This is a genomic window from Clostridium kluyveri (assembly GCF_001902295.1).
GTDB classification, from domain to species: Bacteria; Bacillota; Clostridia; order Clostridiales; family Clostridiaceae; genus Clostridium_B; species Clostridium_B kluyveri_B.
Genome location: NZ_CP018335.1, coordinates 2,309,684 through 2,323,367 on the forward strand (window position 1 = coordinate 2,309,684; position 13,684 = coordinate 2,323,367).

General features: G+C 31.1%; 14 protein-coding genes and 1 riboswitch. Of the genes, 6 read left to right on the forward strand and 8 right to left on the reverse strand.

Annotated features, from left to right (window positions below):
* Positions 1–68: 68 nt before the first annotated feature.
* Complete coding sequence (locus BS101_RS11070) at positions 69–1,022, forward strand: alpha/beta fold hydrolase (RefSeq protein ID WP_073538881.1); 954 nt, start codon at positions 69–71, stop codon at positions 1,020–1,022.
* Positions 1,023–1,085: 63 nt separating this feature from the next.
* On the opposite strand, the gene BS101_RS11075 is transcribed toward BS101_RS11070, so the two are convergent.
* From BS101_RS11075 to rbr, 3 genes are all read right to left on the reverse strand, one after another.
* Complete coding sequence (locus BS101_RS11075; protein ID WP_073538882.1) at positions 1,086–1,790, reverse strand: LrgB family protein; 705 nt, start codon at positions 1,788–1,790, stop codon at positions 1,086–1,088.
* Complete coding sequence (locus tag BS101_RS11080) at positions 1,783–2,136, reverse strand: CidA/LrgA family protein (protein WP_073538883.1); 354 nt, start codon at positions 2,134–2,136, stop codon at positions 1,783–1,785. Before BS101_RS11080 ends, BS101_RS11075 begins: the two co-directional genes overlap by 8 nt.
* Before the next feature lie 301 nt (positions 2,137–2,437).
* A complete protein-coding gene (gene rbr, locus BS101_RS11085; protein ID WP_073538884.1) occupies positions 2,438–3,022 on the reverse strand; it encodes a rubrerythrin in 585 nt (194 codons plus the stop codon).
* Between the two features lie 550 nt (positions 3,023–3,572).
* Between rbr and BS101_RS11090 the strand changes: the two genes are divergently transcribed.
* From BS101_RS11090 to BS101_RS11100, 3 genes are all read left to right on the forward strand, one after another.
* Positions 3,573–4,325: an NYN domain-containing protein gene (locus BS101_RS11090; RefSeq protein WP_012102370.1), complete on the forward strand. Its 753-nt coding sequence runs from the start codon at positions 3,573–3,575 to the stop codon at positions 4,323–4,325.
* A 151-nt stretch (positions 4,326–4,476) separates the two neighbouring features.
* Positions 4,477–4,935 carry a GtrA family protein gene (locus tag BS101_RS11095; protein WP_073538885.1) on the forward strand — a complete coding sequence of 153 codons (459 nt, stop codon included), beginning with the start codon at positions 4,477–4,479 and terminating at the stop codon, positions 4,933–4,935.
* Positions 4,936–5,489: 554 nt separating this feature from the next.
* Positions 5,490–5,801, forward strand: a complete 312-nt coding sequence (locus BS101_RS11100; RefSeq protein WP_073538886.1) for a hypothetical protein — start codon at positions 5,490–5,492, stop codon at positions 5,799–5,801.
* A 142-nt stretch (positions 5,802–5,943) separates the two neighbouring features.
* Here the strand turns inward: BS101_RS11100 and BS101_RS11105 are convergent, their stop codons facing one another.
* Both BS101_RS11105 and BS101_RS11110 read right to left on the reverse strand, forming a co-directional pair.
* The gene (locus tag BS101_RS11105) at positions 5,944–7,050 is read right to left on the reverse strand and encodes a Ger(x)C family spore germination C-terminal domain-containing protein (protein ID WP_073538887.1); all 1,107 of its coding nucleotides are present in this window, start codon (positions 7,048–7,050) and stop codon (positions 5,944–5,946) included.
* 198 nt (positions 7,051–7,248) lie between these two features.
* Complete coding sequence (locus tag BS101_RS11110) at positions 7,249–7,890, reverse strand: lactate utilization protein (protein ID WP_073538888.1); 642 nt, start codon at positions 7,888–7,890, stop codon at positions 7,249–7,251.
* A 106-nt stretch (positions 7,891–7,996) separates the two neighbouring features.
* Positions 7,997–8,095: riboswitch (TPP riboswitch) on the forward strand.
* A gap of 65 nt (positions 8,096–8,160) precedes the next feature.
* Between BS101_RS11110 and thiT the strand changes: the two genes are divergently transcribed.
* Complete coding sequence (gene thiT, locus BS101_RS11115) at positions 8,161–8,793, forward strand: energy-coupled thiamine transporter ThiT (protein WP_073538889.1); 633 nt, start codon at positions 8,161–8,163, stop codon at positions 8,791–8,793.
* A 52-nt stretch (positions 8,794–8,845) separates the two neighbouring features.
* Here the strand turns inward: thiT and BS101_RS11120 are convergent, their stop codons facing one another.
* The 3 genes from BS101_RS11120 to BS101_RS11130 form a co-directional block, all read right to left on the reverse strand.
* Positions 8,846–10,294: an amino acid permease gene (locus BS101_RS11120; protein WP_073538890.1), complete on the reverse strand. Its 1,449-nt coding sequence runs from the start codon at positions 10,292–10,294 to the stop codon at positions 8,846–8,848.
* 134 nt (positions 10,295–10,428) lie between these two features.
* Positions 10,429–10,683 (reverse strand): YitT family protein, encoded by a 255-nt coding sequence (locus BS101_RS24380; protein ID WP_347472936.1) that lies wholly within the window; start codon positions 10,681–10,683, stop codon positions 10,429–10,431.
* Complete coding sequence (locus tag BS101_RS11130) at positions 10,680–11,726, reverse strand: PocR ligand-binding domain-containing protein (RefSeq protein WP_073538891.1); 1,047 nt, start codon at positions 11,724–11,726, stop codon at positions 10,680–10,682. The genes BS101_RS24380 and BS101_RS11130 overlap by 4 nt, the downstream gene beginning before the upstream one ends.
* Before the next feature lie 464 nt (positions 11,727–12,190).
* Here BS101_RS11130 and BS101_RS11135 point away from each other — a divergent pair, with 464 nt between their 5' ends.
* Entirely contained in the window at positions 12,191–13,612 is a 1,422-nt protein-coding gene (locus BS101_RS11135; RefSeq protein ID WP_073538892.1) for a sodium:solute symporter family protein, read from the forward strand.
* Positions 13,613–13,684 lie beyond the last annotated feature (72 nt).

The window sequence follows — 13,684 nt, forward strand, 5'->3', positions numbered from 1 at the left end:
TAGGAGGAAATAAAAAATTTATATGGAATAATATGTAATTATAACTTATTTTTAGGAGGAATTTTATCATGAAAAAATTTTTTAAACCAACCTTTATCTGTATATTAATTTTAAGTTTTATAATAATGCCTTGTAAAGCCGCCATCAGCATTAAGCAAAAATATATAAGCTACAAAAAAGTAAAAATATATACTGAAGCCTATAATTACTCTCCAAACAAAAAAGAAGCAATTATATTCTTACATGGCCTGGAAGGTAATCACAGTCATGGGGAATTTCTGTATGATAAAAGCAACCCATATATGACAATAACTTTAGATTATCTAGATCATGGCAGCAGTGATCATATACCCTTTGTTTCATGGAAAACTCAACTGGACTCAATAAAAGAAGTTTTAGATTCATACGGTATAAAAAAAGTACATCTGATAGGGCATTCTTTTGGTGCAGATACAGCCATGATGTTTGCTGAAAAATATCCAGATAGAGTAAAAGATATAGTTCTGCTTGATAGGGCCTACTATAATTTCAAAGATCTTGAACAATTTAATATGACAAAAAATCTTAGTGCCGTTTTAGAATATGATCCAGAATCAGGCTTATCAAAAGATGAACAGATGCAGTATATAAATATGTCCTGGGATAATGATATTACAAAAACCTGGAATATAAACAAAAATGTACTGCTAATTTCCGCAGATACAAAAAATTTCACAGGAGATCCTTCCACAGGCACTCCCTCATTAGCAAAAATTATATCCATGATTAAAGAAAATCCACCAGAATTTGGGATAGATCCATCTGAAGCAGAATTGCTTCCAGATATGACAGAAGATAATGTGTTAGACTTAGTTGACTTTTTAAAGATAAAATCTGATAGATTTAACCATGTAAATAATAAATTTAGTGTAGTACACACTTCCTATACCCATGGTGAAATGGTAAGAGATTCTAATGCTATGAATGAAATGAGAACTTACGTTATAAACTATCTCAAAAGTAAAAACCATACTATCAAGTGATTTAGAGTTTCAGATGGAGTTTGCTGCTTGGAGTGCTTTTCTCCATCTGAATATAAAAAATCATCATTTCAAAATCATAAGAGCTATCTTCCATAAAACAGGTGCTATAAGAACAGTAACAATTCCTGAAATAGCCATAGCTAGTCCACTCATGGCTCCTTCAGTTTCTCCTATTTCCATAGTTTTAGCTGTACCAATAGCATGAGAAGAAGTACCCATAGCAACCCCAAAAGCAACCTTATCTTTGATTTTCAAGATCTTAAATAAAAAGGGTCCTACAACTGAACCTAATATTCCCGTCATTATAATAGCAATAACTGTAATAGAAGGCACTCCTCCTAACTGTTTTGACAAAGCCATTCCAATAGGAGTAGTTATGGATTTAGGTATTAGAGACTGTATAAGTACGTTAGATAACTTGAAAAATTTTGAAAACGCAATAATACATACAATCCCCATAATACAGCCGCACAATATACCTGTAAAAATAGGTATAACATTTTTCTTAAATAAAGAAAACTCTTTATACAAAGGCACTGCCAGTGCCACTGTAGCAGGATATAAGAAAAATGATATTATATCACCTCCAATATTAAAACTTTCATATTTTATATGAAAGCTTGTTAAAAAAAATATTATTAAAGCTATTGCAATTAATAATGGATTAAAAATAGAAATATTGGTCTTTTTATTTATGTACATTCCTATTTCATAAGCAATCAATGATATTAATATTCCAAATACACCAGTGTTAATTAAATTATTCATTTAAATGCACCTTTCTTAAGAGAATAACTACATAGGCAGTCACAATCCAAACTATTATGGTAGAAATGACAACTATAAACATAAAAATTATCCATTTACCTTTTAATACATTAAATGATACCATAAGGCCTACTCCTGCTGGAATAAATAGAAAAGACATATGTGATAATAATACATTACTTATATCTTCTATCATTTCAATCTTAATTATACCTGTACATAGTGCTAAAAAAAGTAAAATCAGCCCTATGACAACACCTGGAATAGGTATAGGACATATCCTCTCTAATAGCTGCCCTAAAAAACACATTGCTAAAATAATCATTAATTGCCTTAAATACTTCATTATACCACCCACTTACTTTTATGTTTTAATATTTTAATCTCTCCGCTATAAATAACTTATTTCTACACAAAACTCTATATTCCTTCTGATTTTCACATCAACATAGAATTAATAATATTTTTGATATACTGTATTTTATGTAAATTCCTTATTTTTAGATTTAATACAAATTTCTTAAACTTATTATTGAATAAAATTTATTTTAATGATATCATTTACTTGCAAGACTATATTAATCATACTAAATATAGTAAAAACCTGCACTATAACCACAGTGCAGGTTTTATTTAAACATAAACCATTAATATTTTTCTGTAAATATCTCGAAATATGCTTGAGGATGTGCACAGGCAGGGCAAACCTCCGGTGCTGAACTTCCTTCGTGAATATATCCACAATTAGCACACTTCCATTTAACTACTTCATCTTTCTTAAATACAGTACCATTTTCTACATTTTTAAGTAATTCTAAATATCTTTCTTCATGATGCTTTTCAACTTCAGCTATTTTTCTAAAAACCACTGCTATAGCACGAAATCCTTCTTCATCTGCTACATCGGCAAATGCAGGATAAAGCTGGGACCACTCTTCATTTTCTCCTGCAGCAGCAGATTTCAAAACAGTTTTAGTATCCCCTAAAGAAACTGGATAAGAGGCATTTATTTCTACAGATTGTCCTTGCAGATCATTATTTAAAAATTTGAAAAATCTCTTTGCATGTTCCTTTTCATTTTCCGCAGTTTCTAAAAATATGTTGGAAATTTGGACATATCCTTCCTTCTTAGCAATAGACGCATAATAAGTATATCTGTTTCTTGCCTGAGATTCTCCTGCAAAAGCTTTCATTAAATTTTCAGCAGTTCTTGTACCTTTTAAAGATGCCATAAAAATTACCTCCTAAAATAAATTTTATTATTAAACAATTTTTTCTTAATTTGTGGTTATAATAATATCTTATAATATATTTACATTATATTCAACTATTATAAACGTCTTAATTTACATATTAATCCTTATTCTTATAAAATGTACAAAATATTTAAACAAAAAAATCAGAAACACCTTTAAATAGTTATATTAGTTTAACTAATATAAAACTAAATACAAGGTGTTTCAAAGTGACATATATGTATGTATTATATTACTACATAAATAAAAATAATTCTACAAAAAACACTATTTTAAATCAAAATAATCATGGGATTATTCACAAGAATCCCCAAACCAGCATTAATTACAATCTTCCTATATAATCCTCTAATAAATATTCAATTGAATAGGGAATATTATTTATATTTTTTAAAAATTTATAAATAAAAACTGATATACTTATAATGTGTATTATAATAGATATATAATTATTGAAGAGCCCTTCATTATACAGGTCTATGGTAAAATAGTTTCAAAAATATTCAGATTGTGAAGGAGATAGATTATGGATAAAGATAAAAAAATTGCTGTTTTAATTGATGCTGATAATGTATCTGAAAAATATATAAAGTACATTTTCGATGAAATTTCAAATCATGGGACACCAACTTATAAAAGGATTTACGGTGACTGGACCAAGCCTCAGTTGGCTTCATGGAAAAATGTACTGCTCAATTATTCTATTAGTCCAATACAACAATATGGTTATACTACAGGGAAAAATTCAACAGATGCCGCTCTTATAATTGATGCTATGGATATACTCTATTCGAATAATGTTGATGGGTTCTGCATCGTATCCAGCGATAGTGATTTTACTAAGCTGGCAGCACGCTTAAGAGAAGCAGGTATGTTTGTTATTGGCATGGGAGAGAAGAAAACCCCTACTCCTTTTATATCTGCCTGCGAAAAATTCAAATACCTTGAAGTATTGGCTTCAATGGCTTCAAAACCTGCTGAAAATACAAATAACAAAGAGTCCCAAAAACAAGAAGAACCAAAGGTTGGAATGACAAGTATGGATAAATTAATAGAAGCCATAAAAACTATTATCACTGAAATATCCGATGAAGACGGTTGGGCATTTTTAGGTGAAGTGGGCAGCACCCTTAATAAACGATATCCAGACTTTGATACCAGAAACTATGGTTACTCAAAACTTACCCCTTTTGTGTCTTCTTTAAAACATTTTGAAATTAGATCTATAAGGACCAGTAATCCAAGTATAAGTCTTAAATATATTAGAAATAAAGACTGAATAGAATTGATTAAAGTTAGGCATAAATTTAAGTTTTATACCTAACTTTTATAATCTAAAAATCACATTATTTTAACATAATTATGCCATTATTTCGCTACATTCTCCTGTTATTATTTAAATATATAAATTTAGGAGAGGTGAAATATATATGACTATTGTTAAAAATATCTATAATACCTTTGTGAATAGTAAAAAATTTAGACATATTACAAAATTCAGTTGTGTGGGCGGTTTAAACACTATGATTGATTTTATACTGTTTTGTATATTAAATAGTCTGTTTGGTGTTAACTATATTATAAGTCAGATAGTTTCTTATGGTGGCGGTACCTTAAACAGCTACATTCTAAATAAATTCTGGACTTTTAAGGATACAAAAGTAAAAAAGAAAACACTAAAGGAAATTATTCAATTTATCACAGTTAACTCTGCTTCTTTGAGTATCAGCTTAATAGGATTAAGTATATTAATGGATAGTTCTTTCAATTCTCTTTTAGCAAAAATTATTTCTATGGTATTAGCTCAAGGGGTTAATTTTTTAGGATATAGATTTTGGGTTTTTGGCAGATTTATAAATTCAGTGCATACTACTAAAAAGGCAGCATAAAATTTAAATCTTATGAAATGAATCCCTTCATAGTTGTTCTTTTCTTAAAAAATTTTCTCTTAATTTCTGCAAAATGGCTTTTAGGTATAAAATATGTTAATTATACCAATAGTATTCTTACATTTTTTAAAAAAGTGTATGTTTTAAATCGGATGGAAAAATTTGTATTTCATTTTAGATATGTGATTATTTGTATTTTTATAATTGGGCTCCACATATATTCATGTTTATCATTGTATATTACTATGTTTCATACACTTATAAAATAAGGCTATTTTTATAGTCATTTTCTATTGTATTGTATATATTCCAAAAAATACATTACCATAATTAGTGTATATATAATTAAATTTCCTTAACAGCTTATTATATATAATGATTAAATTTGTTTTAAAGCATTTTTACACCTTTAAATCCATTAACTTAATAATGATACACCCTAAAAATACTGTTAATATAACAACCATAGATAAACCTAAATTTCTGAAAATGAAATCTAAAGGTGAAAAACAAATTAAAATTATTATGATAATAGAAATTAGGAGGAATTAAAAATGTTAAGATTTAAACACAAATTGCTTTCAGCTTTAATACTTGCAGCACCATTATTATTAAATACAGGAATTGCCACAAGTGTTCATGCATCCGATGCAAAAAATATATCCCTACTCTGTCAATCTTCATGCCCTTCAACGGCATCAAATAATTGTACAGATCCTACTAATTGTACAGACTCTACTAATTGCAAAGATTCTAAAAACTGTACCACGTCTTCTAATTGTATAAATGTTAATGGAGTAAACTACGATTGTGGAAACTTTGATTATTCAGCACTTAGTAATTTAGGAGTTAACTGTACAAAATAAAATTAACATCTATTTAAATTAAAATAACTGTTTAATAATTATTTAGTCACACGTAAAATTTTATTTACGTGTGACACAAATTCTAATATAATCATTAAAATCCCTGGATTTAAAAAGTATTTTATAATTAAACTGATATATATTAATAATCTCCCCTGCCTTCAGTATTTACCTTGAATTTCACATTAATCTGTATTTCAGAATCGCATACCACTTTATCCCAATCCGTACCGGTACCTCTTCCGTATTTTGATATTGCAATTTTACCCAAATCTAGAACATCAGTTTTATACTTACATTTAATATTTTTTATAGCTTCATTAGCTTTTTTTTCTACAAAATTTTTCATATCTGCTTCATATCTTTTTAATAGCTGAGAATTTGAACATAAATTACTGTATAATTCATTGGACACCATGTTCCCTTGTATATCTAAATATATTATAAATTTATATTTTCCATCTTCTCTATAACATTTAACTTTTCTTTTTGAATATGCATAACAATTAATATAATGTTTTGAATCTTTTTGTAATGTCAATATCCCCCTAACTCTGTTTTCCTTCAAAATATTAATTATCCTTGTTTCATTCATATCTGCTTTTCCCACCATAACATCTCCTTTGAATATGGCAAGCCCTGTAGTTTCTATGGTATCATCCTTTAGCTCTATATAGGGTAATAATACATTTCTTCCCTCAGCATCTACTCTAACTATTAAATCCATAGCAGTGTACTGCATAGAAAAAAAGTTGTATTCACGCAGATTTTTTATCATTCCTTCAATATATTCCGCAGCATTAGAGTACTCTTTAGTTTTATATTTGAATATGTCTTTAGCATTTCCCTTACATACTGCGCATAACGCTCTGTCATTTGTAGCTTGATTCTTTACCCATATATCTAAAAAATTTTTTATCCCAAACATTGCAGTTTCTTCACTAAATAAAAACACTCTATTAAGTCCTAAAGTTGATTTTTTTCCCTCTTTTAATTGTCTATTTTGAATCGTCTGTCCTAAATTACCATTACTTCCAGTAATAGTAGTGCTCATTACTTGATTTACATTTTCAAAGGAATATACCAAAAGGGGTATATTATAAGATATATCATTAGAACTCTTTTCTATATCAGCTCCTACTCCTACTGGTATTTCCATATTTTCTACAAGCATTCCACTTGTACCTAAAAAACACACAATAAATATTATAACTACAGCAATGTGCAAGACAACCTTGAATTTATTCATAACTATCACCTTTTAAAATCGAATTTATATTTATAATTCCCTAAAGTTATTGAAATATTTATCCCACTGAACCTCTGAGTCACTTGATTTGCTGCTATAACTAGAAATACCGCAGTATTCAAATATATATGAACACTGCGGTATTTCAGGTGGTTTAAGAAGCTTGGAACATTAGCTAATTGCATCCTCCAGATAAATTTAATATCCTAAATCTTCATTAAATATAAATACATGAATCCTGGAATCATCAAGTTGGTTCCTTATTAAGGTATACTCGTTACATATTCTACTTTTGCTGCTGCAATCCATACAACGGCCTGTGGTGGTACAGGGTGTATTGCAATTGAGTCTCCTGGCATTGGCAGGAGCAGACACTCTCTTATTTCTCTCTACAGCTTCTTCCAGGTTTTTTACAATTTTATTCACTCCACAGACTACAATAACCTTATCAGGCCCAAAGAGCATAGCTGCTACTCTATTGCCTGTACCATCTACGTTAAACAGTTCTCCTTCTTCAGTTAGGGCATTAACACTAGTAAAAAATGCATCTGCAAAAAAAGTTTCTCTGTGTATCTGCTTTTTTTGTTCTGGAGTTACGCCCTCTGCTGCCCTGTCTAAAAACTTATACCTGCCGCCTCTTAGATATTCCAGTATACCGGTTTGCTCTAAGGTAGCAGACCCTCCACAACTCACCACAGAATCTTTTTTCACCAACTGCTCTATTTTACTGAAAAATTCCTGTCTATCTTTCACATAAAACCCATTTATGTTGTTCTTTTTCAATGCCTCAATAGTCCTTTCTATCTTTTTGTCATTTACCCATAAAATATTTTTATCCATAAAGCCACCTCCAAAATTTACTTCAAACTATAATTATTACATTGCCCTATTTATGTAATTGAAATATGGCATATTATATATTATAATGATTATATAATAATTAAATACTTAATGCTAGGGGTGCCTTGTGGCTGAGAAACACCAGTTGTTAACCCTTCTACCTGATCTGGATAACACCAGCGTAGGGAAGCGGATTTTTAGAAAAATAATGAGTCGTATTCCCATGGAATGCGGCTCTTTTAGCACCTTAGCTGAGTAAGGAGGTTTTTAATGTCTTTAATAAAAAATTTTACAGAGATTTTATCTCACCCAACTTCTATTTTTGCATTAATCGCCGTTATTATCTTTATACTGTTCTGGGCGAAAGTTAAAAATGTTAAATTTACTACGCAACTTGTCACTCAAATAGGTATAGCACTGGCACTGGCTACCATACTTAAAATATTTAGAATATATCATCTCCCTCAAGGTGGAAGTGTAACCTTGGGAAGCATGGTACCTATACTTCTTATGGCTTTGCTTTATGGCCCGGAAGTTGGTTTTATTACTGGATTTTTATATGGAATTATAACCTTAATACTAGATCCATACATACTTCATCCTATACAAGTTATATTTGACTACCCTCTGCCATTTATGGCCTTAGGTATAGCAGGATATTTTAGGAACAGAAAAATTGCAGGTACATTTTTAGCTATTTTGGGAAGATTTATATGTCACTTTATATCTGGAGTAATCTTTTTCGGAAGCTTTGCACCCAAAGGAATGTCTCCTGCAATTTATTCTCTCACTTTAAATGGCATATTCATAGCTGTTGAAGGTGCAATATGTATTGCAATAATGATAGTACTTCCTGTAAAACATTTAGAAACAATTATAAATAAAAAGATAATATCTAATTGAACTAACGAGGCTAATGGCTCTAAAGCCATTAGCCTTGAAATTTTTTAATACTTCATTTATCATATTTTTTCTTATCCCCTTTAAAAACTTTTCTTCTCTCAATAAATTCTTTAGAAAGTTCCATAAGAAAACCAGTTTTACGTTCTTTTGTATTAAATTTATCCTTCAATTCACCGTGTTTTTTTATTTTTATGTAATATTTCATAATTGTGTATGCTGCTGAATAAAAGGCAATGATTATAATACCTGCTATGAGACCTGATGCCTGGCCGGGAATAAAAGGCATGCTTAAAATAATAGCAATAAGACTTATAACAGTAATCCATGAAATATAGCTGTGCTGTTTCTTTTCTATAATATACACATGATTTTTACGCAGTCGAATTTGTGAAGCTACAATCATTACATATGTAAAAAGCAGAGAAAATCCTCCACAACTCACTAAAAATAAATACACCCTCGGAAATAAAAGTCCCATCATCAATCCTAAAAACATAGCTGCACCAGAAAACACCATACCTTTGTAGGGAATATTGGTGTTATCCTTTAGCCACCTAGGAGCATAAGCTTCATCTGCAAGGGAGCGAATCATCCTTCCTATGCCAAACATAGCCGCCAGCATTGTAGAGAGTATTGCTATAATCATTACTATATTTATCACATTTCCGGCCCAGTTCATTCCCCATCTATTAAGTGCAGCTACCATAGGGCTTACATTTTCACCAAGAACATCAGTAGGAATTAACAAAAGAACTGCATAGATGGAAGCTATGTAAAGAATCACAAGACTTGACACAGTATATTTTATGGCCCTTGGAATAGTCTCTTTTGGATTATCGGTCTCTGAAGCTGCCAGGCCTATTATTTCAAATCCTGCATAGGCAAACATAACCGTAAGCATACTTCCTGCAATACTTTTTATTCCTCCTGGAAGCAAAAAAGAAAGTTTTACACTTTTAATCTCCGCTGCACCTGTATTCAGCCTTAAAAGACCTGTAATTAAAAATAGGGCCATAATTATAAAAGATACCACTGCAAGCAATTTAACAGCAGCAAGACCACTTTCCAGCTTACTTAACTTATCAGCACCTAACAAATTAAGCAGTGTAATTATAATGATAATTATACTTCCTAAAAAAGACATGGATATGGCAGGAAACCATCTGCGAATCAAAATAGATACAGCTGCAGCTTCACTTGACATAGCAAGAACCATACCAGTCCAGTATACCCATCCCACAGTAAATCCAGCTCTTGAACCAAAGGCCTTTCTGGTAAACGTGAAAAAAGAACCGGGTGACGGATCTGCCACTGTCATTTCTGAAAGTGCGGAAAGAATAAAATACACTAAAATTCCTCCTAATATATAGGAAATAATTATAAAAGGACCCAGAGCATGAATAGCCACAGAAGAACCCAGAAAAAAAGAACCTCCAATTATAGTTCCAAGGGCCATCATTGTAAGTTGCAGCACAGATAATCCCTTATGCTTTTTTTCCATAATTCACCTCCAGATCATATGATTCTGAAAATAGTATGTCTCAATAACAAAAAAATATGCCCAAATATAAAAAAATGGGTACCTAAACCCATTTTATAGAAATATGCCATCTATTTTTTATTTTCCCTTCAACTTTACTCTTGTAGTATATAAATAAGGGTAATACAAGAGGACCAAAAAACAGTTCTCATCATAAATTTTTTATTCAACAGCAAAAGACCCACAAAAAATAATGCTATATTTCCAACCCATTGGGTAATTGCCGGTTCTATATATGATATATGTTCTATTAACAGGGATATTCCAGTTATTCCACTTTCAAGATAGTATAAATTATAAATATTTATCCTATATATTGAAAAATAAGTAAGCAGTGATCGTTGCTTTATATTTTTGAATTTGCCATTTCACTTAAAGTATCTGACATTTCGGAAACTTGTTGAACACTAGATGTAATCTCCTGTATTGCCGCTGTTTGCTGTTCCGTAGTTTCAAGAGTAGAATTAGAGGTTTCAATAGTGTTATCCACTGATTCTTGTATTTTTTTAGTGAGATCTACTATGGTAGAAGCTGTCTGCTTTGAATCTTCGGATAATTTTCTTATTTCACTGGCTACAACTCCAAATCCTCTCCCTAATTCCCCGGCTCTAGCTGCTTCTATAGCCGCATTTAAACCAAGCATTTTGGTCTGCTCTGCTATATTTTTTATAGCATTTAATACACTGTTTATTTCTAAAGAAATACTTTTAACTCTGGTAATTTCCTCATTTAAAACTTTCTGGTTACTACTTACATCTACAGAGGATGCTGCTAATTCTTCCATGGTAGCTGAAATTTGTTCAAAGTTTTCAGAAAGATTTGACGCAACCGTTCCCACTAAGATAGATTCATATCCTATTTTACAAAGAGCATTAGCAACTACATACAGCACTTCAGATGCTGCCTTTACATTTTTTTCATCTACCTTGTAAACATGATTTGAAGCCTCTACGTACTTATCCGCATTCACCCCTATTTCAGCGGCAGTATCCCTAAAACGTGATTCTCCTGGATGTGAATACATAACTTGTCCACCTAATATGGTTCCTATGGTTTTGCCTTTTATCATTATAGGTGCAGCAAAATCAATCAACCCTGCATGACAGGTATAAACATAAGGCTTTCCAAGTCTTGTAGCCTCTTCTCCTCCTCTTTTATGAGACTCTGCACAGCGTGCCTCTCCTGCAGAAGTGGACTGGGTAAGATCCAAACAAAAATTAGTGTAGGAACTAGGTTTTGTTACAGGCTTTCCATTCTTATCTACTGTTACACTTGCAATATTCATACCATCAGCAAAGTTATCCTGAAACTTTTGCAATATATTTATATCTATAACATCCTCCACTTCTAATAAATCTAAATCTACTTCTCCATTATCCAATATTTTTATCATTGTAATGCCTCCCTTTACAAATAAAATTAAAATTTTTATTACAATATATATTATATATTATATACGTGTGAAATTCTTAACTCTATATAAAGTTTTAATACCCACTTTACACTTGTATTTATAAGAATTTTCAACTATAATGTAAACTATATTATAGTATAATATATGATTTTTATCTATATATTTATATTCGTATAACTTATAAAAATTATTATATCTATATATTATATAGATAGTAATTTAAAAAGATACAGGATTCCTGAATTTAAACTTAATTTACACACAAATTAAGTTTAAAAACAGAAATCCTATAAATTGCGGCATTTACTTTAATGCTTTAAAGGGGGGAAGATAAAAATATAACTACAGCCAGGTAAATACTTAAATTTAAATATGGATTTTTCTATAAGTAATCTAAAATTATCGGCTCTAAACTGTAAATTAAAATAAACAGGGGGTAAAAAATGAGTGCATCATTAATAATTATTATACTTTATATAGCAATGCTCTTTGTAATAAGTTCCTTTGCCAAACGAAGAGTATCCAAAGAGGGAGAAAGTTATACCCTAGCAGGTAGAGAACTTTCAACTCCTCTTATAGCCTGCTCACTTATAGGTCTTGCCATTGGGGGTGCTTCCACCATAGGTGTTGCAGAACAGGCCTATGGTATAGGTCTTGCTGCAGGATGGTACACTGTGGCCTGGGGATTTGCAGCTATAGTTATGGGACTTGTTACTGCTGAAAAATATAGAAATTTCAATGTATCCACGGTACCGGAGCTTTTTGGAAAGTTCTATGATGAAAAAGGAAGATTTATCTGCGTTATATGTCAGATGATTATTCTTATAGTAGTTGTGTCACTTCAGTATATTGCCGGCGGTTCCATTTTATCTTCACTTTTACCTGGAGTATTTACATTAAAATCTGGTATGGTAGTTAGTGCCTGTGTATTTATAGGTATAACTTTTATGGGCGGAATGTGGTCTGCAGGATTATGCAATTTATTTAATGTACCTTTAAAATATGCAGGAGTTATACTCTGTACCATATTAGCTGTAATATCCACCGGCGGATTTGAAAATATAAGATTAAACCTGCCACAAAATGTACCTTATTTCAGCTTCACCCAGGGTACTGGTATATGGATAATTTTAAGTTGGTTTTTAATTATGCTGACTCAGGTCATGTCCATGCAGGGACCTGTACAGATAGCTTTTGCAGCTAAGGACTCTAAAACTGCAAAAAAAGGATTTATAATAGGTGGACTATGTATGATTCCCATAGGATTCTTATGTGCCCTTATAGGTATGTCAGCCAAGGTGGCTTTTCCAGATGTAAGTGCAACTTTAGCACTGCCTAAGATGATATTGTCACTAAATCCTGTAGCGGCAGGCATAACTCTTGCAGCACTTTGGGCTGCAGATGTATCTACTGCTTGTAATTTGTTATTGGGAGCGTCTACACTATTTTCACAGGATATATACAAAAAATCCATAAATCCAAAAGTAGATGACAAAAAATATCTTATAATAAATAAGGTATCAGTTATTGTGCTTGGAGTATTTACTTTTGTATTGGCTTCGTCCATGTCGGGTATATTAAAAACTATTTCTATAGGTTTGAGTCTCTGCACTGCCTTTACAATAGTATTCTTATTTACCATATTCTGTCCTAAACTATGCAGAAAAAGCTCTGCTTTTTACACTACTTTAGTAAGCATAATAGTTTTATTTGTATGGCAAATAGTGCCTTCATTTAGGATATTCCCTCATGTAATATTTATGGAATGGCTGGTATGTCTTTGCACCTTCCTATTGATAGCAGTACTAGACAGACACAATATATTTACATCTGAACAGTTAAAATCCATTGAAGATGTGGTATAAATTTAGAATGTTCTAAAAATCATACATATACATTGTTAAAACACATTGGACAGAAAATATATTTTTTAATAC